Origin of the sequence: Peptoniphilus pacaensis (assembly GCF_900088125.1) — a bacterium.
GTDB lineage: Bacteria > Bacillota > Clostridia > Tissierellales > Peptoniphilaceae > Aedoeadaptatus > Aedoeadaptatus pacaensis.
Genome location: NZ_FLQT01000003.1, coordinates 1790182 through 1808995, shown reverse-complemented (window position 1 = coordinate 1808995; position 18814 = coordinate 1790182). Strand labels below are relative to the sequence as shown.

Here is an 18814-nt window from a genome sequence, read left to right as displayed (position 1 = left end):
ACGATGAAAATCATCGGTGAATTAGCTGCTTCCGTAGTGAATACCGGGAAAAAAGACGCCTTGGCGGTAAAAACAAGCATACTGCTTGCCGTGATCCTGCTGGGGACCATTCTGTTCATCACTACCTTTATAAGAAAAGCGGACGTCGATTTTTCCATCGCCAATACAGGCGATTACCACGCGTCCATTGCCGAGGTCGACGCCTCTTTTTACGATGATTTAAAAAAGAATCCGGGCATCGAAAAAATTGCCTTCCATCGCATGGTAAAAACGGACCGAAACGCCGTGATTTACGAGCGAGATGACTATTTTAATCAATTAAAAGGTTACGAACCCATCGAGGGCAGGCGGCCGGAAAAAGACGATGAATTATTGGTGCCCGATTCGTTTTTGAAGCGCAACCGGGATTTGCATCTGAACTGCACATTGGAGGCGGAAGGGAAGACGTATCGAATCGTAGGCGTTTATGAAAATAACGAAATATCATTTGAAGAGTCTTATCTGATCGGACGCTTGTCAGATGTGTCGAAAGACGAGCTGTTCGAAGGATCAAGCGGGACCGAAGCCTATATTTGGTATAAAAATCCACGGGATACCTACACCCTGACGCGGGAGATTTTACAGAAGCGAGGCATCGATCCAAAAGTGGCGGAAAGTCAGGGACGGTTGGGCTACAATACCCCTCTCTTGAATTATAAAATGATCTATCCCAATGGAATTATTCCGCCGAAACCAGTTTTGTCTCGTGCATTGGAAATGTATATTCCCATGAGTCTGTTGGCACTCTTATTTGCCTTTATTATTTACGGCGCTTTTAACGTGTGGAACAGTCGGGATCAGCGGGAGATTGCTCTGTTAAAAAGCGTAGGCATGACGGAGAAACAAGTAAAGAAAATGATTCGCAGGCGTGCTTTTCTTTTGGCGAGGGGACCGATTCTGCTGGGCACGGTCCTGTCCTATGGTGTGGCCAACGGACTTATGTATTTAATGTGGCGCAACAATGCCAAGAGCATCCATGCTGTGGCCGACATATTAAGCGAGCGAATTAAGGCGCCGGATTTTCAAGCGGTGAGCCTTTCGCCCTATGGGATTTTGGCTATTTTAATTTTATCTGTGGCGACGGTTTATCTATCCGCCATGGTGCCGACGAAGCGCTGCGGGAAATTAAATATTATCGAGGGATTAAACGGCCTGTCTGAAAAAGACGGGCGGCTGGGTCCGTCGAAAGTAAGGGGAAAAATCGAAAAGACGTTGGCTAAAGATTATTACGTTTCTTACAAGAGAACCTACCGCACGATCCTTTTGTCCACGGCGCTCTCGGCTGTCATTCTCACCGTGGTTATGGTGTCCGGTGCTTATTCAGGGCTCACTGAAGCCTACGACAAATTTCGCAGTCCCTATTCTTTTTCGTCGGTTATTTACACCCCGGGATCGATGGATCCCCAAATGACCGAGGACCTAAAAGCTCTAAAAGGCGTGGATGAATGGCATGTATATCGCAAGCAAGATTTTAAGTGCTTTGTCGGAGACAACGGAGCGTTCTTTTCAGATTCTATGAAACAGGCGTTAAAAGATGGCAAGAAGTCAAAGGATTTGTATGCCAGGCTGTATGGACTTACCGACGAGGATTACGAGAAGCTTTTGGCAGCGAATGGATACGATAACGATACGGCGTATTTGCTCTTAAATAGAACCGCCGCCGACGACGGAAGTCCCTATGCCTTTCGAAATTACATTCCCGTCACCGATGGAAGCGGGGCCGTGAAGCTGCGCTACGCCGCGGAGGGCAAAGTGATGGCCATCGGCATCGGCGGAGTGATCGACGAGATGCCCTTCGCCATCGAGCCCATGACGGCCCGAGAAGTGTCCTTATTTACGCGACAATCTACCATGGAGGCGTTTTTCCAAAAGGAAGGACACGATCCGTCGGATCCGGTGAACTATTACAATATAAAAATGCGAGCGGACAAAAACGTGGATAAAGTATCCGAAGATTTCGAAAAAGTCATCGCATCTTATATTCCGAAGACCGACCACTCCACCTTGACTCAAGCTATGAGTCGGGCTTTGGATAATGAGGCGGAGAGGAATGTGCGCGTACTGAACGGAGGCATTCAAGGAATTTTAATTCTCATCGCCTTGACCAATGCCTACAATAGTTTTATCGGCAACTTGCGGGCGAGGAAGAGGGAGTTTCAACTGCTTATGACGGCGGGTATGACGGAAAGACAAATGAAATCCATGGTTTACAGAGAAGGCGGCATGCTCTTTTTGCGCTTACTTGCCCTTTACGGCATCTTGCTTCCCGTGGTCATCTTAGGGCGATCGGCGAGGAGCAAATTCGACATTGCTTTCGCCGCGAAACATCTTTTCTTCACGACGAACTATCTGCCCATTGCTTTGGCATTCGTCGTCATGGGCATCGGGATCAGCCTTTCTATTAGAAAGGGTTTAGAGCAAGTATTAGTTGAAGACTTAAATTGAATTACACTAAAAAAAGGACTTCTCAGGTTGGGAAGTCCTTTTTGCATGAAAAAATCGGCACAAGCGAACTTATGCCGATTCGTTATATTATTCGACGGTAACGGATTTCGCCAGGTTTCTCGGCTTGTCCACGTCGTTGCCCAAGAGGACGCTCACTTTGTAGGCGAGGATTTGTTGGGGCAGGACGGCGAGGATGGGGGCGTAGAGATCGGAAATGGCGGGGATTCGGATCAAATCGTCGGCCACTTCGTCGATGTGGGCGCTGAGGTCGTTGGTGATGACGATATTGTAGGCGCCTCTAGCCTTTACTTCTTTAATATTGGAAATGCTCTTTTCCACGAGAAGGGATTGGGTGATAATGGTGACGATGGGAATACCGTCTTCTACCAAGGCGATGCTGCCGTGTTTTAATTCACCGGCGGGCATGGATTGGGCGTGAATGTAGGAAATTTCCTTAAGCTTCAATGCGCCTTCTTTTGCGCTTAGGTAGTCGATGCCGCGGCCCAAGTAGAAGATGGCCGGGTGAGAGGACAGGCGCTTGGCGATGGGATCCAAGGCGTCGACGTTTTCCAAAATGGATTCGATCTTTTCGGGAACGCCGGAGAGTTCTTCGATGGCGACTTTCACCGCTTCTTCGTCGTAGGTGCCCAGCTTGTAGCCGAAGTCCAATGCCAGGAGATAAAGGCTTAGGAGCTGAGTGGAGTAGGCCTTGGTGCTGGCCACGGAAATTTCGGGGCCCGCGTCGCAGTAAATGACCTTATCGCTTTCGCGGTCGATACTGGAGCCCAACACATTGGTAATGGCGAGAACTTTCGCACCGCGCTGTTTCGCTTCACGAAGCACGGCCAGGGTGTCGCCGGTTTCGCCGGATTGGCTCACGACGATGAGCAGGCTGTTTTCGTTTAAGAAGGGCATATTGTAGCGGAATTCCGATGCGATTTCCGCCGTAATTTCCTTTTGCATGGCCTCTTCCAAGGCGCGCTTGCCCACTTGGGAAGCGTGGAAGGCCGTGCCGCAGGCGGTCATGTAGACGTGGTCGAAGGCTTCGATTTCATCTTTCGTAAAGGATTGGTCGCCGAAGCTGACGAAATTGTCCTTCACTTTGCGGCGCAGGCAGTCGCGGATGGCTTTGGGCTGTTCGAAGATTTCTTTCATCATGTAGTGTTCGAAACCTTCTTTGCCGGCGCTTTCCATGCTCCATTCCACAGTTTGCACAGCTTTTTCGATGGCCTTGCCGCCGTTATAGATGGTGTAGTGGCCGCCTTCGATGACCACGAGATCGTCGTTATCCAAATAAATCACATCGCGGGTGTAGGCCAAGAGGGCGGGGATGTCCGATGCGGCAAAGACGCCGTCTTCGGCGATGCCTAAAATCAAGGGGGATTCCCTGCGGGTGACGATTAAGGTTTCTGGATCCTCCGACGAGAGGACGGCCAGGCTGAATGTGCCGCGGAGTTCTTTCGTCGCCTCTTCAACGGCCGCCTTCAAGTCGCCGTGAAGCTTCGATGCGATTAAGTTCGCCACTACTTCCGTATCCGTATCGGAATAGAAGGTGTAGCCTTCTTCCATGAGTCTATTTTTAATTTCCTGGAAATTCTCGATAATGCCGTTGTGTACCACGGCCACCTTTTGATCGCTGGAGACGTGGGGGTGGGCGTTTATTTCACTGGGGACGCCGTGGGTAGCCCAGCGGGTGTGGCCTATGCCGTTGTGGCCTGCCAGGGGATGGGCGCGGAGCTTTTCTTCCAAAGCATCCAAGCGGCCGGCGGCTTTTGTAACTTTTAATACGCCGTCTTCGATGATGGCGATGCCGGCACTGTCGTAGCCGCGATATTCTAATTTTTCAAGTCCCTGAAGAATCCGTTCTTCAGCATTTACTTTGCCGTTAAAGGCGACAATTCCACACATAATATCCTCCTAATCTCGGGAGCTGCCGTATTGATTTTGTGCACAGATTGCTCTGGGTTTTGTACAATACTTAGGTTGCAGACCTATGAAGCATCCGCCGAAAATTTCGATCACTTCATTCCTCGTCCACCTTGTAGGTGCTGGCGCTCATATTCTTCTCCCGCACTAAATTACTAGCGTACATAAACATTATACCATAGCCCTCGGGATTAAGAGAATAGACTCATCTTGACGGAAGAATATAGGATTGTTATGATAAAGTGCAGAGAAAGGCAAATATGCCGCAAATACTAGGAGGTAATCATGACTGAAGAAAATAAAGTACTGGCGTCCATTGGACAAATGGACATTCATCAATCCGATGTGGATGCTTATTTAAAGAGCATGAATCCGCAAATGGCCATTCAATTCCAAGGTGAAGAAGGCAAAAAGCATATTTTAGACGAATTGGTTCGTCAAGAGCTTTTGCTTTTGGATGCCCAAGACAGAAAATTGGACGAAGAGGAAGAATTTAAAAAGGTCTTCGCCGATACGAAGAAGTCCCTTTTGAAATCCTACAACTTCTCAAAAACCATTGAAGGCGTGGAAGTGTCTGAAGAGGACATGAAAAAGTATTACGAAGAAAACAAGGATTATTTCAAAAAGCCGGAATCCGTACACGCCGCTCACATTTTAATCGACGACGAAGAAAAGGCCGCCGACCTCGCCAAGCAAGCACGTGAAGGCGCCGACTTTGCCGATCTTGCCAAGGAACACTCTTCCTGCCCCTCCAATCAAAACGGCGGCGACTTGGGTACCTTCGGTCGCGGTCAAATGGTACCGGAGTTCGAGGAAGAAGTCTTCGCCATGAAAGACGGAGAAATTTCCGATCCCGTGAAGACCCAATTCGGTTACCATATTATTAAACGCTTTGAAGGCAGTCCGGAAGAAGCGAAAAGTTTCGACGACGTTCGCGGCGAAATTCAAATGGAACTGACGCGTCAAAAACAACAACAATGCTATTTGGACAAGGTAGCCGAGCTGGAAAAGAAATACAAGGTAGAATACAAATAAAGAAGTGGCTTCGGCCGCTTTTTTATTGCTTTTGAAAAGAAAAAATATATCTTCAAACCTTTAATTCACAGGCGATGCCAATGGCAAAGAGCGAAGCCTGGATCGTTTTCCGACTTTGTTCTGTGTTATACTAGAGGGTAAGTCAGGGGGAAGATATGGAACTGGATTTATTTAATTTTATCGACCGCTCCATCGAGCTGTTGAACAATAAATACGATCACATTGCGGAGCTTGAGAACGAGCTCGAAAACTTTTTCGAAATGGAATTTATGGAAAACGACCGTTTTCTCGCGGTCAATTCCCGAATTAAATCGCCAAACTCTCTGCGGGAAAAAATTATTCGCAACAGCCTTTACATGCGTTACGACGATCCGTCGAAAATGCTTCGGAATATGCAGGACATTATCGGTCTTCGAATTGAATGTCGCTTTACCGACGACGAGGCGGCCATCTACCGCGCCATTAAGGATCTGTTTTACATTCCCGTCGAAGACGGCTACTATCGCTCGCCGACCCACAAGGGCATTTTCCTCGATATGGAAACGGCCCAGCCCATGATTCAAAAAAACGGCTTCGGCATTTATAAAATCGACGGCATTATTAAAGATGGCGACGAAAATATTAATTTCGAACTGCAGATCAAGTCCTTGGTCAATGTCTTCTGGGGCGAAATCGACCACAAGGTCTTGTATAAGAACTACAATTACATGCTCACGGAAGAATTTTTCCGGGACATTATGCACTCCATTAAGGACAATCTGTCCATGATCGACAGGCAGTTGAGGATTCTTTACGAACACGTCAACGACATGGACTCCTCGGCGGCCTACAGCAATCACAAACAGGTGAAGAGCCTGTTGTCGAAAATCATTCACGACATTTTCGTGGGAAACATTCGAAAAGAGCTGGGCTTCGTCGTGGACTTTAACGAAACCTCGGACATTATCGTGGATTACCTGGATTACAAATGTCAGGAGCTCTTGGACTATAACGAAGGGGAAAACTTCATTCGCCTTTTGAACCGCATCAACCACATCGACCAGCGAGGCTTCAAAGTGTCCGAGAGCGTGGAATTCGATCGCAAACCGAGCTTTACCACAGACTTTACCGAACGGGTGGGCCGGGCGGTTTACGCCGTCATGCCGCGGGAATTCGGATGGAATTTATTCTTCAAGATCATCGCCGTCATCGAGCAATCGGAGCCGCGAATTGACTTCGAAGAGTTTTTCCGCTATTTGGAAAGCCTCTTGGTGAACATGGTATCGAGAGAAGTGGACTCCAGAGGATTTTCCGAGGAAGAATACCAAGTCCTCGTGGATTTCGTTCTGGATTGCTACGCCACCATGGTGGAAAAAGATCCTTCCATGAACCATATGATCAGCAAGTACTACGGATTGAGCAATCATTCCATATCTCAGGTCTTTCGAAATATCGACTCCTTCGAGGATTTTCAGGAAAACAAATCGCGCATCGAGCGCTTATTGAACAGTTAGGAGGGAGCATGGCGGAAATTATTTTGGCCGGCGGCTGTTTTTGGGGCGTAGAAGAATATTTTCGTCGTACGAAAGGTATTACGTCGACTTTGGTGGGCTATGTCAATTCCGACATCCCGAATCCCACCTACGAAGACCTGTGCTACGGCAAGAGCAAGGCGGCGGAAGGCGTCATCATCGAATTCGATGACGACGTTATTTCCAGGCAGGAAATCGTCGATTTGTTTTATAAAATCATCGACCCCTACAGCTATTTTCGCCAGGGAAACGACGTGGGGCGGCAGTACCGCACCGGCCTTTACTATCGACCCGGTGACGAGGCACTGGAGACCTTTTACGAAGAGGACAAGCAGAGGCGACAAAAGGAGTCCCCACGCAAGATTTGGGTAGAGGTGGAGGCCCTTCAAAACTTCACCGAGGCGGAGGAATACCATCAAAAGTATTTGGTGAAAAATCCCGGCGGCTATTGCCACATTCCTTTGCCGAAGAAAAGCGAAAACTAATGACGGAACGGTGTATTTCGTGTAATATAAAGGAGAGGTGATATTGTGATAAAAGGTTTAACCGGCGACTTCCCGGTATTGAAGTACTTTGCTGAAATTACGGACATTCCCAGATGCAGCAAAGAGGAAGAAAAAATCAGCAATTACTTGGTAGCATGGGCGAAAGAACGAAATCTCGAGGTCATTCAAGACGAAGAGAACAACGTCATCATTAAAAAGCCCGCAACGAAGGGCTATGAAAATGAGCCCATCGTCATCTTACAAGGCCACATGGATATGGTCTGCGAAGCGACGAAAGGCCACGAACACAATTTCTGTTGTGACCCCATCGAAGCGGTCGTGGAAGGCGATCGCATTATTGCCAAGAACACCACATTAGGCGCCGACGACGGCATTGCCGTGGCCATGATGCTGGCGATTTTAGACGGCGATTACGAACATCCCGCGTTGGAATGCTTGATCACCACGGACGAAGAGACCGGCATGACCGGAGCTCACACCCTCGACGGGAAGCTCCTCGAAGGCCGTACCTTGATCAACATCGACTCGGAAGAAGAAGGCATTATTACTGTGGGCTGTGCCGGCGGTTTGGTGTCCAATATTGTTTTTGAAAAATCCTTTAAAGCACCGGAAAAAGACGTCTTCCTTCAACTGGACTTCGGCGGATTCCGCGGTGGCCACTCCGGCGCGGACATCGACGACGAACGGGGCAACCCCATTCTTTTACTGGCGCGGATGTTAAGAGAAGTGTCCTTCGAACACGATTTCGAATTGGTTGACTTCTCCGGCGGATCCAAGCCCAACGCCATCCCCAGAGATGCCGAAGCCATTATCGGCGTCGACTCCAAAGATGTGGACGTTGTAAAAGAAGCCTTGAATCGCTCGGCCGACACGATTCTTAAGGAATTCGTCGCCACGGACCCCAACGGCAAGCTGAGTATTGTCGAAGCCAAGGCCGACAAGGTCCTCACCCCGGAAGTAGCCGACGGCATCATCAACTACCTGCTTTTGGCACCCAACGGCGTCAATACCTTCAGCAAAAAAATCGAAGGCTTGGTTGAATCTTCCACCAATGTGGGCGTCGGCGCAAGCGACGACGAAAAAGTGGTTTTCACCATGCAAATCCGAAGCGATGTGGAAAGCAAGATTCATTTTATCGCATTGAAAAACCGCATGGCCGGCGAAGTCAACGGCGGTAAATACGAAGAACAATCTTCCTACGCCGCATGGGAATATGCGGAAGAATCGCCGCTGCGCGACAAGGCCGTCAAACTCTGGAAAGAAATCACCGGCGAAGAAGCCACGGTAGAAATGATTCACGCCGGTTTAGAATGCGGCATTTTGCAAGATGCCATCGGTCATATGGATATGATTTCCATTGGCCCCGACATGGAAGGCGTGCATGCACCGGGAGAAAATCTATCCATTTCTTCCACGAAGAGAGTCTTCGACTACCTGATTAAACTGTTAAATACGAAAGGATAAATATGAGCCACGATCACAATCACGAACATGAACATGAACATGAGGAAATGGACGTCATCACGTTGACTTTAGAAGATGACAGCGAAATGGACTGTGCCGTCATCGGCGTCTTTCCCTACGAAGAAAAAGACTACATCGCCTTATTGCCCTTAAAGGACGACGAGGTCGACGAAGACGCTTCCGTTTTACTTTACGAATACACGGAGCTTGAAGAAGGCGAATTGGAATTGGTCTTTATAGAAGATGAAGACTTTTTCAACGAAGTGGCCGACGAATTCGAGCGCCTCTATGCGGAAGAAGTAGAAGACCAAGGAGTCTAAAATTACGGAACAATTACCTTATCGAAGCTTCAGCGCTTATGCCAATGAAACCTTCGGCATGAAAGTGTACAAGGTGCCCATTCACCTGAAAGGCAGCTGTCCTAATCGCGACGGCACGGCAGGTGTAGGCGGTTGCATTTTCTGTGGCGAAGAAGGGGGAAGCTTCGAATGGATTCACGGAAGCATCGGCGAACAATTTAAAGAAAATAAAGAGCGCATGAAGACCCGGTACAATGCCCGGGGCTTCATCGCCTATTTTCAAAATTTTACCGGCACCTACCTTCCCTTGGAAGAATTTAAAGAAAATTTAAAGGCGGTGGCCACGGAAGACATCCTCGGCGTGTCGATTTCCACTCGGCCCGATTGTGTCGACGACAGTTATTTAGAAGCGGCGAAAGAAATCTTTCCCGACAAAGTCATTACCTTTGAATTGGGTCTGCAATCAGCCAACGAAAAGACCCTGGCCCTGATCAATCGGGGGCACGGCGTCGATGCCTTTATCGATGCCGCCAAGCGTATTAAAGACAAAGGCCTTCGCCTTTGTGTTCATATGATTCTGGATTTGCCTTGGGACAGCCGCGAAGACGTGATTCGAGGCGCGAAGCTTTTGGCTGATGTAGGCGCCGACGAGGTGAAGATTCACAATCTTTACGTGGCGAAGCACACCAAGCTAGCCGATATGTATGAATCCGGCGACTTCGTTCCCCTTCCCATGGAAGAATTTATGGAGCGTGTGATTCTGTTTTTAGAACACTGCCCGCCGGAGATGGTGGTGGGTCGCCTCTTGGGCCGTGCGCCGGAAGACGACGTGCTCTTCGCCAATTGGAACAGAAGCTGGTATTATATTCGGGACGAAATTATTCGTCGAATGAATGAGGAGAATCGGCCGCAAGGTCACTTCTATAGAAAATAGAGAAAGGATGATCACAATGATTCATTACATTTTAGGAGCAAAAGGCGCAGGAAAGACGAAATGGTTAATCGACCACGCCAACGAAGATCACGAAGGCGGCAACGGCAATATCGCTTTTGTCGAAGTCGACGACGATCACATTTTCAGCTTAGATTACAATGTGCGCTTAATTAATGCCACGGAATACGACTTAACGACCCTGGATGAATTCTACGGCTTCTTATGCGGTATGTTCGCCATGGACTACGACTTGCAAAAAGTTTACGTCGACGGCATGTACAAAGTCGTAGATCTTTCCATCGACGACTTAGTCGATTTGGCAAACCGCTTGGAAGCATTGGGCATGGAAAACCGCGAAATTTACATTAACGTCAACTACGTTGAAGCCGACTTCCCGGCAGAATTAAAAGAATACGCACTGGAAGTTTCTTTAGAAGGCTAAGGATTTGACAGGGGATCGGAATGAAAGCAAATAAGACAATTATCCGAATCATCGCAGTCGTTTTATGTGTTGCCATGGTGTTGCCGCTAATTATCAATGCAATCTTTTGACGACGACGGCTTAAAGATGGAACCCATTTGCGACGAATGGTTCCGGCACTTTATGGAAAGACGCAGCGCCTTGATTCGCGCTTACGAGCGAGGCGATTTAAACAAAAAGGAATTTCTGCAGTCGAATTTAAAAGACATGCACAATAGCAATGTGCGCCCTTTTTTAATCATCGACCGATTGGAAAAAGGCATCTTTAACTACCAGTATTACAATGCCCTTGCCAAAAGTTATCGCATGGAGGCCCGTCGCTTGAAGGGGCGCCAAAAGTGTAATCGCGAGTACAGCCGTTGCCTTTCTTTGACCGAAAAATATTACGGAAAGAAAGACGATACGATACTTGAAATTTTGAAATTCGTCGATTGTAAAAATGTGTACGCCTATTTCGTGCACTGCGACGGAAAAAAACTTCAGGACCGCCTGTTCGAAATCGTCTTTATCGAATACCCGGAATATATTTTACATTCCACATCCCGGAGAGTTTACCGGTATTTGCACGACCGCGATATTTTCATGGAAGAAAAGATGCGGTCGAAAATCGACATGTACATTAACGACAGGTACTGAGCCATAGAAGGAGGCAAGGTTTGGAATTCAATCATCTGAAACAATCGGATCCTGCGATCTTTGAGCTGATCCAAAAAGAAATTCATCGTCAGCAAAGTCACATCGAGCTGATCGCATCGGAAAATTTTGTCTCCCGCAGCGTCATGGAGGCCATGGGATCGCCTTTAACCAATAAATATGCCGAAGGTCTTCCCGGTGCGCGCTATTACGGCGGCTGCGAAGTGGTGGATGAAGTGGAGCAATTGGCCATCGATCGCTTCAAGGCCCTTTACGGTGCCGATCACGCCAATGTTCAGCCCCACAGCGGTGCCAATGCCAATATGGCCGTATACCTGGGCCTGTTGAAGCCCGGCGAACGAATGCTGGGCATGAACCTGAGCCAAGGCGGTCACCTGTCCCACGGCAGCCCGGTGAATATTTCCGGTAAATACTTCGACGTGGTGGCTTACGGCGTGGACAAAGAAACCGGCCGAATCGACTACGACGCCTTTGAAGATGCGGTAAAGAAGTACGAGCCCAAGCTGGTAATTGCCGGCGCATCGGCCTATCCGAGAAAAATCGACTTTAAGCGTATGAGCGAGGTCGTGAAGGCAAGCGGTGCCTATTTTATGGTCGATATGGCTCACATCGCAGGACTTGTAGCCACCGGCTATCACGAAAATCCCGTGCCCTACGCCGACGTGGTCACCACCACGACGCACAAGACCCTGCGCGGTCCCAGAGGCGGCGCCATTCTGTGCACGGAAGAGCTGCACAAGACCATCGACAAGGCCGTGTTCCCCGGACTGCAAGGCGGCCCCTTGGAACACGTCATCGCGGCAAAAGCCGTGTCCTTCCACGAAGCGGCACAGCCCGACTTTAAGGTGTACTGCAAGCAGATCATCGACAATGCCAAGGCCATGGAAAAGGTCTTTTTGGAACAAGGCGTGGACTTGGTTTCCGGCGGCACGGACAATCACCTGCTGCTCTTGGATCTTCGCTCCTTAAAGATGAACGGGAAAGAAGCGGAAAAACTTTTAAACGATAGCGGCCTCGCCGTCAATAAAAACATGATTCCCTACGATCCCGAAAAACCCATGGTCACCAGCGGCATTCGCATCGGTACCCCGGCCATTACCACCCTGGGTGCAAAAGAAGAAGATGCGGCCTATGTGGCACAGATTATGGTGGACCTGCTGAAAAAAACCATTTCGGAAGACGAAGCAAAAGACAGGGTAAGGATTTTTTGCGAAAAATTCCCCCTTTACAAATAACGGGAGAAGGACTCGAAAGAGTCCTTTTCTAATATGACGAGAGGAGGCGCCATGAACCCATATGAAATCGACATCGTTCATAAAGCATTAAACACGATCCGCTCCGTCGATCCCGGGTCCATCGGCGAAGAACTGGAAATCGAAGCCGGCGACCGACTCATCGCCATTAATGACAGGGAAGTGCGGGATGTCATCGACTATCGCTACGAATCGGCCAACGAGTACATTACCTTGACCATAGAGAAGCAAGACGGAGAGCTGATCCTTTACGATATCGAAAAGGACGTGGAAGAACCCGTGGGATTAAACTTCGTCACGCCTTTGTTGGATAAACAAAAGACCTGCTCCAATCGCTGTTTGTTTTGCTTTATCGATCAAATGCCGCCGAATATGCGGGACAGTCTATACATTAAAGACGACGATTCACGCCTTTCATTTCTTCAGGGCAATTACATTACCCTGACCAATATAAAAAAAGAAGACTTCGATCGCATGATCGCCTATGGCCTAAGCCCAATTAATGTGTCGGTTCACGCCACCAATCCAGAGTTGCGGGTGAAGCTTTTGAAAAATCCTTCGGCGGGAAAGATTATGGAAGACATGAAGCGCCTGGCTCGTGCCGGGATCGTCATGAACGCGCAGATCGTCCTCTTGCCCAATGTAAACGACGGAGAGGAATTGAAGCGTACCCTGCGGGATTTAGCCTCCCTCATGCCTCAGGTGGCCTCTGTGGCCATGGTCCCCGTAGGTCTTTCCAAGTATCGGGATCACTTGCCGAAGCTTGCGCCCTATACCAAGGAAGAGGCGCGAGAGGTGATCGCCATTGCCGAGGCCTTCGGCAAAAAGATGCGAGAAAAATGCGGTCGCCACTGGGTCTATGCCTCCGACGAATTTTATCTCATCGCCGAGAAGGATCTGCCGGAATCGGAATATTACGACGGCTATCCCCAATACGAAAACGGAGTGGGCCTCATGCGCTCCTTCTTCGAGGAATTTAAAGAAGCCCTGGATGCGGCAGAGGGCGATTACCATTCGAAGATCACCTTGGCAACAGGGGAGTATGCGGCGCCTTTGTTTCGCTCCATGGCGGATATGATAGGCGAAAAGTTTCCCGGCATTCATCTCGACGTGGTCACCGTAAAAAATGAATTTTTCGGCGACACGGTAAAGGTGGCGGGGCTCTTGACGGCGGAGGATGTGGTCCGTCAATTGAAAGGTAAAATCCACGATGCTATAATGTTACCTATGTCTATGTTTCGAAGCGACCGCGCCATTACATTGGACGATGTGACGGTGGACGCTTTGGAAGAAGAATTAGGTGCGAAAATTATTACCGTAAGCAACAATGGCGGGGAATTTTTACAAAAATGTTTGGAGGTGCGTCCTGTTGAATAGACCGGTCGTCTGTATTATAGGTCGTCCCAATGTTGGGAAGAGTACCTTATTTAATGTGCTGACCCGCTCGAAAATATCCATTACAGAGGATACGCCGGGCGTGACGCGGGACAGAATCTATGCGAAGGCCACGTGGCTGGATCATGAATTTACTTTAATCGACACGGGCGGGCTGGATCCTTCCAGTGCCGAGACCTTTATGCCCGAAATTATGGCTCAGGCGGAAGTGGCCGTGGAAAACGCGCAGATTATTTTATTTGTCGTGGACGGCAAGGAAGGCTTAACCAATGTAGACCGCGAGGTGGCGGCCTATATACGCAAGAGCGGAAAGGAAGCCCTTCTCGTCGTAAATAAAATGGATGCCAAGGAATCGGAAGAACATCGCTACGATTTCTACGAACTGGGTCTGGGCGAGCCCTACGTCATTAGTGCCGAGCAGTCCCGAGGTATCGGCGACTTGCTCGATGCCACAGTAGCTTCCTTTCCCAAAGGGGAAGAAGACGATTTTCGCGACGAAATCAAAGTGGCCTTTATCGGCAAGCCCAATGCCGGCAAATCTTCCTTGGTGAATCGCATTTTAGGGGAAGAGCGCTCCATCGTGACGAACATTCCCGGCACCACCCGCGATTCCATTCACTCGTTTTTTGAATACGAAGATACGGATTACGTTCTAATCGATACGGCCGGGCTGAGAAAGCGCAAGAAGATCAACGAAAAAGTGGAGCGCTACTCCGTGGTGCGTACCTTAAGGAGCATCGAGCTCGCCGACGTGTGCGTGCTTTTAATCGATGCCAAGGAAGGCGTCAGCGAACAGGATTCCAAAATCGCCGGCTATGCCCACGACAATAAGAAGGCCATGATTATCGCCGTAAACAAGTGGGACGCCATCGAAAAAGAAACCCGGACCATGAAGCAATACGAAGAGGCCATTCGCAGAGAACTGCCCTTCTTAAATTACGCGCCCATGATCTTCATTTCTGCCCTGACGGGCTCTCGGGTGGATAAGCTGTTGAATATGATTCACGTGGTCAACAACAATTACTCCCTCAGGATCCAGACGGGGGTTTTAAACGACATTATGAACCGCGCCGTCTTAATGAATCAGCCCCCTTCCGACAAGGGCAAGAGGGGAAAACTTTACTACGCCAGCCAAGTGTCGGCGAGACCGCCGAAAATCGTCTTGTCCGTCAACGACAAGGAGCTGTTCCACTTTACCTATCTGCGGTATTTGGAAAACCAAATTCGAGCCTCCTATCGCTTTGACGGCGTGCCCATTATTATGGAGTTGAAGAATCGATGAAAACTTTCCTCGTTCTCTTGGGCTGCTACCTCGTGGGCTCCGTTTCCGGTGCCTATATTTTGAGCCAGCTTTTTCGCCACAAAGACATTCGCGACGAGGGAAGCGGCAATGCGGGAACTACCAATGCCATACGTGTCATGGGGAAAAAGCTGGGCTATGCCACCTTCGCCATCGATGTGGTCAAAGGCGCAGTGGCCATGGTTCTTCTCGCGCCCATGCTGGACGAATCTATGCGTCTCTTTGCCGGGCTCTTCGTCGTCCTCGGCCACGACTTTCCCTTTTACCTCGGTTTTCGCGGCGGCAAAGGCATCGCCACCACCTTCGGTTCCTGGGGCGTCGTCGAGCCCGTGAGTACGGCGATCGGCGCCCTGTGCGGATTCGTTGCGGCAAAGACGACGAAGTACGTCAGCGTCGGCTCGTTAACTTTTTTGAGCATCAGTTCCGTGGCCATGCTCGTCTTATACGGACATGATTTCGGCAATGGATTGGCCGTTCTTTTGGTTTGGCTTTTAGGTTTTGTTCGACATAAAGATAATCTGATTCGCCTGAAAGAAGGCAGAGAAAACAGAATCGGAGGGAGATAAGTTGAAGATCGGAATCATCGGTTGCGGCAGTTGGGGAAGCGCCATTGCCAATCTTCTGGCCACCATCGGCCACGAAGTTCATATGTATACTCAAAGCGAAGAGCAGTATGAGCGGATTCGAAACGTCGGGGACAATCCCGGCTACTTGGAAGATTTTACATTCCACCCGTCCATAGAAATCCATCTTTCCATTGAAGAGGCCATCGACGGGGCAGACGGCATCGTCCTCGCCGTGCCCACGGCGGCGATTCGCTCCTGCTTGGAAGACATTGCCCGCGTGGGGACCGGGGTACGGATCATCAATCTGGCCAAGGGCTTGGAGCAAGGCAGTCACTTGCGCCTGTCACAAGTGGCGAAAGAAGTATTGCCCGGCGCGCCCTATATCGTTCTTTCCGGGCCTTCCCATGCGGAAGAGGTGGCGAAACTTATGCCCACCACCGTATTGGTTTGTGCTGAGGATGAAAAGGACGCCTTGTGGGCACAGGATTTGTTTACTCACGACAGTTTCCGCGTCTATGTTCAAGACGATATGATCGGCGTGGAAATGGGCGGAGCTCTTAAAAACATTATCGCCCTCGGCGCCGGCCTATCCGACGGATTGGGCTACGGAGACAATGCCAAGGCGGCCCTGATGACCCGGGGCCTCACTGAAATTCAGCGGCTGGGTATCGCCCTCGGCGCAAAGCCCGTCACCTTCCAAGGCCTTTCCGGCATCGGCGATTTAATCGTCACCTGCACCAGCGTCCACAGCAGAAATTGGCGTTTCGGAAACCTGGTCGGCAAGGGAACGGCACCGGAAGATGCCATCGAGAAGGTGGGCATGGTGGTAGAAGGGTATAAGACCACCAAGGCCTGCTACGAATTGGCAGGGGAACTTGGCATCGAAATGCCCATTACGGAAAAACTTTACGACGTTTTGTACCGCTCGGCGGATCCGAGACAGGCGGTGCTGGATTTAATGCAGCGCCCGAATAAACACGAAAACGAGAAGATCTTTTTACTATGACACAAGGCTCGAATGTTCGAAACAAAATTCGACGTCGACAGAACCGAAAGAGGAAGCGCAGACGGCTGCTGCTTCTGATTCCTTTGCTGTTGATCCTGCTGGGCGGCGTCTATTCTATTTACGACCGCCTGGTTTTTGCGCCCAAAACCGCAAAGCCGACGGAAATTCAATTTCGCGACGTCGCTAAAGGGGATGGCTATTTGCTCTTTGACGAAGACACGGTCTTTACCAAAGCCGGCGGCACCGCCGTCTACAATGTGCGTGAAGGCAAGAAGGTGCCCAAGGGCTTTCGCGTGGCGGATATTAATGTCATGAACGACAATTCCAAAGTAAAGGATCAGCTCATACGGATTCAGGCGGCCATCGACTTTAAAAACGATCGCACCTCGGAAAAATCCAAGGACACGGTAGACGAAGAATACGAAAACGTGATTCGAAACATTCAGCGCTTTATTCGCGACGAAGATTACGAGAAGCTCGTCTCGTCGATTAATACCTTGGATTTAAGCACGAAACATACGGTCAACGTGTCTGAACTAAACGAGCTTTTAAAGCTTTCCATTCCCGCTTTGGAAGAGCAGAAAGATGTGTTGACGGAAAGGATCGCATCCACCAGCGCCGACTACACGGCGCCTGCTTCCGGTATCATCAGCTATACATTCGACGATTTAAAAAAAGACCTGTCTCTGGAAAAGGATGACGAAACCTTCACCCGCTCTTATTTAAAAGCCGTGGACGTGGCGCCGCTTACGAGGGGGAAGAACCACGTGAAAGAAGGCCAGGCCTTTTTCCGCTCCATTTGCGACACGCGATACAAAATCGCCCTTCCCATCGACGACGAACGCCTGGTCAAAGACCAAATCAAACAAACCGTCACCGTGCGTATCGGAAAAGTTTATACTCAGGCGCAAGTGGAAAAAGTGCTTCGCGACGAGAAGGGTGCCGTGGTAATATTAAACTTGCAAGACAAATTGCAAGAAGTTTACACGCCCAGGCGGCAAAAGATTACAATAATTAAAAGTCAATCCAGGGCGCTGAGAATTCCCACGACGGCTATCGTCAAGGGAAAGCACGGCGAAGACGGCGTCTATGTAGACGAGATCCGCCGCTTCGTCTCCTTCGTGCCCGTGCAGGTCCTTTCCGTTCGCGGCAAGGACGCCTATATCAGCATGGGCGGCGAGGACGCCACGATTAAAAATAAAAAAGGCAAGTATGTAACCACCGTTCAGCCCAACGACGATGTCATCGTCGAGCCGAAAAAGGTGGAAAAGAACAAGATAGTCTATTGACCCGAGGAGGTGTGTATGTCGACGATCGGCGACGAATTGTCCCGCGTGCGAGAAGAAATTGAAGAAGCCAGGCGCCACAGTTTGACGGGAGAGCCCGTTCAACTCATCGCCGTAACGAAAACTCACGGCGTCGATATGATCGAAGAAGCCCTTCGACACGGGGTGACGGATATCGGCGAAAACAAAGTCCAGGAGCTTACGAAAAAAATAGATGTCCTGAAAGACCGTGTTCGTTATCATATGATTGGAAACTTGCAGTCAAATAAGGTAAAATATATCTACAATGATGTCGTTTTAATCCATTCACTGGACAGATCGTCCTTGGCGAAGGAAATTCAAAAACGAGGATGCGAATCGGATCACGTGGTCCATTGTTTACTGGAAGTAAATATAGCCGATGAGGCGTCGAAGGGTGGCCTGGCCTACGATCAGGTTCTGCCATTTCTCGAATCTGTCATCGACTACTCCCACTTGAAAGTCGACGGGTTGATGACCGTCGCCCCCAATGTGGATGACGAAGCTTACTTAAGGCAGCTCTTTAGAAAGATGATGGCTTTAAAAGAAGACATCGCTTCTCGCCACTACGAGGGCGTGGACATGACTCATATGTCCATGGGGATGAGCCAAGACTTTCGCATCGCCATTGAAGAAGGCGCAAATATGGTACGCGTAGGCAGTCGCATTTTCGGTGCACGACAATATTAAGGAGGA

Annotated in this window: 17 protein-coding genes; 16 read left to right on the top strand and 1 reads right to left on the bottom strand. The window is 49.5% G+C overall.

The window, feature by feature from the left end; all coding sequences use genetic code 11:
* Positions 1-3: 3 nt before the first annotated feature.
* A complete protein-coding gene (locus tag BN7444_RS08760; protein WP_068458278.1) occupies positions 4-2484 on the top strand; it encodes an ABC transporter permease in 2481 nt (826 codons plus the stop codon).
* 87 nt (positions 2485-2571) lie between these two features.
* On the opposite strand, the gene glmS is transcribed toward BN7444_RS08760, so the two are convergent.
* On the bottom strand, positions 2572-4392 hold the full coding sequence (glmS, locus tag BN7444_RS08755; protein WP_068458277.1) for a glutamine--fructose-6-phosphate transaminase (isomerizing): 1821 nt from the start codon (positions 4390-4392) through the stop codon (positions 2572-2574).
* A 303-nt stretch (positions 4393-4695) separates the two neighbouring features.
* On the opposite strand from glmS, the gene BN7444_RS09535 reads away from it, so the two are divergent.
* The 15 genes from BN7444_RS09535 to BN7444_RS08680 all read left to right on the top strand — a co-directional run bounded on the left by BN7444_RS09535 (position 4696) and on the right by BN7444_RS08680 (position 18808).
* Complete coding sequence (locus BN7444_RS09535; protein ID WP_068458276.1) at positions 4696-5445, top strand: peptidylprolyl isomerase; 750 nt, start codon at positions 4696-4698, stop codon at positions 5443-5445.
* Positions 5446-5600: 155 nt separating this feature from the next.
* Entirely contained in the window at positions 5601-6938 is a 1338-nt protein-coding gene (locus BN7444_RS08745; RefSeq protein ID WP_068458274.1) for a GTP pyrophosphokinase, read from the top strand.
* Positions 6939-6946: 8 nt separating this feature from the next.
* Positions 6947-7441, top strand: coding sequence for a peptide-methionine (S)-S-oxide reductase MsrA (msrA, locus tag BN7444_RS08740; protein ID WP_068458272.1), 495 nt, complete (start codon positions 6947-6949; stop codon positions 7439-7441).
* Positions 7442-7486: 45 nt separating this feature from the next.
* On the top strand, positions 7487-8926 hold the full coding sequence (locus tag BN7444_RS08735) for an aminoacyl-histidine dipeptidase (protein ID WP_245654214.1): 1440 nt from the start codon (positions 7487-7489) through the stop codon (positions 8924-8926).
* Between the two features lie 2 nt (positions 8927-8928).
* Positions 8929-9246 carry a DUF1292 domain-containing protein gene (locus BN7444_RS08730; protein ID WP_068458268.1) on the top strand — a complete coding sequence of 106 codons (318 nt, stop codon included), beginning with the start codon at positions 8929-8931 and terminating at the stop codon, positions 9244-9246.
* A 1-nt stretch (position 9247) separates the two neighbouring features.
* Positions 9248-10159, top strand: coding sequence for a tRNA modification radical SAM protein MnmL/YtqA (mnmL, locus tag BN7444_RS08725; protein WP_082941339.1), 912 nt, complete (start codon positions 9248-9250; stop codon positions 10157-10159).
* A 16-nt stretch (positions 10160-10175) separates the two neighbouring features.
* On the top strand, positions 10176-10601 hold the full coding sequence (locus tag BN7444_RS08720; RefSeq protein ID WP_068458264.1) for a hypothetical protein: 426 nt from the start codon (positions 10176-10178) through the stop codon (positions 10599-10601).
* Between the two features lie 126 nt (positions 10602-10727).
* Complete coding sequence (locus BN7444_RS08715) at positions 10728-11276, top strand: DUF6648 family protein (protein WP_068458511.1); 549 nt, start codon at positions 10728-10730, stop codon at positions 11274-11276.
* Positions 11277-11296: 20 nt separating this feature from the next.
* A complete protein-coding gene (locus tag BN7444_RS08710) occupies positions 11297-12529 on the top strand; it encodes a serine hydroxymethyltransferase (protein ID WP_068458262.1) in 1233 nt (410 codons plus the stop codon).
* Between the two features lie 51 nt (positions 12530-12580).
* On the top strand, positions 12581-13924 hold the full coding sequence (locus tag BN7444_RS08705; protein WP_068458260.1) for a DUF512 domain-containing protein: 1344 nt from the start codon (positions 12581-12583) through the stop codon (positions 13922-13924).
* Entirely contained in the window at positions 13917-15224 is a 1308-nt protein-coding gene (der, locus tag BN7444_RS08700) for a ribosome biogenesis GTPase Der (RefSeq protein ID WP_135122068.1), read from the top strand. The genes BN7444_RS08705 and der overlap by 8 nt, the downstream gene beginning before the upstream one ends.
* A complete protein-coding gene (gene plsY / locus BN7444_RS08695; RefSeq protein WP_068458257.1) occupies positions 15221-15808 on the top strand; it encodes a glycerol-3-phosphate 1-O-acyltransferase PlsY in 588 nt (195 codons plus the stop codon). Before der ends, plsY begins: the two co-directional genes overlap by 4 nt.
* 1 nt (position 15809) lies before the next feature.
* Complete coding sequence (locus BN7444_RS08690) at positions 15810-16814, top strand: NAD(P)H-dependent glycerol-3-phosphate dehydrogenase (protein ID WP_068458255.1); 1005 nt, start codon at positions 15810-15812, stop codon at positions 16812-16814.
* Entirely contained in the window at positions 16811-18103 is a 1293-nt protein-coding gene (locus BN7444_RS08685; protein WP_135122067.1) for a biotin/lipoyl attachment domain-containing protein, read from the top strand. Before BN7444_RS08690 ends, BN7444_RS08685 begins: the two co-directional genes overlap by 4 nt.
* Before the next feature lie 15 nt (positions 18104-18118).
* The gene (locus tag BN7444_RS08680; RefSeq protein WP_068458251.1) at positions 18119-18808 is read left to right on the top strand and encodes a YggS family pyridoxal phosphate-dependent enzyme; all 690 of its coding nucleotides are present in this window, start codon (positions 18119-18121) and stop codon (positions 18806-18808) included.
* The last annotated feature ends 6 nt before the right edge of the window (positions 18809-18814 follow it).

What these genes read in the sequence shown, in the direction of transcription:
- BN7444_RS08760 (WP_068458278.1), top strand. Translation starts at nt 4, where the DNA reads ATGAAAATCATCGGTGAATTAGCTGCTTCCGTAGTGAATACCGGGAAA.
- glmS (WP_068458277.1), bottom strand. Translation starts at nt 4,392, where the DNA reads ATGTGTGGAATTGTCGCCTTTAACGGCAAAGTAAATGCTGAAGAACGG.
- BN7444_RS09535 (WP_068458276.1), top strand. Translation starts at nt 4,696, where the DNA reads ATGACTGAAGAAAATAAAGTACTGGCGTCCATTGGACAAATGGACATT.
- BN7444_RS08745 (WP_068458274.1), top strand. Translation starts at nt 5,601, where the DNA reads ATGGAACTGGATTTATTTAATTTTATCGACCGCTCCATCGAGCTGTTG.
- msrA (WP_068458272.1), top strand. Translation starts at nt 6,947, where the DNA reads ATGGCGGAAATTATTTTGGCCGGCGGCTGTTTTTGGGGCGTAGAAGAA.
- BN7444_RS08730 (WP_068458268.1), top strand. Translation starts at nt 8,929, where the DNA reads ATGAGCCACGATCACAATCACGAACATGAACATGAACATGAGGAAATG.
- BN7444_RS08720 (WP_068458264.1), top strand. Translation starts at nt 10,176, where the DNA reads ATGATTCATTACATTTTAGGAGCAAAAGGCGCAGGAAAGACGAAATGG.
- BN7444_RS08715 (WP_068458511.1), top strand. Translation starts at nt 10,728, where the DNA reads ATGGAACCCATTTGCGACGAATGGTTCCGGCACTTTATGGAAAGACGC.
- BN7444_RS08705 (WP_068458260.1), top strand. Translation starts at nt 12,581, where the DNA reads ATGAACCCATATGAAATCGACATCGTTCATAAAGCATTAAACACGATC.
- plsY (WP_068458257.1), top strand. Translation starts at nt 15,221, where the DNA reads ATGAAAACTTTCCTCGTTCTCTTGGGCTGCTACCTCGTGGGCTCCGTT.
- BN7444_RS08685 (WP_135122067.1), top strand. Translation starts at nt 16,811, where the DNA reads ATGACACAAGGCTCGAATGTTCGAAACAAAATTCGACGTCGACAGAAC.
- BN7444_RS08680 (WP_068458251.1), top strand. Translation starts at nt 18,119, where the DNA reads ATGTCGACGATCGGCGACGAATTGTCCCGCGTGCGAGAAGAAATTGAA.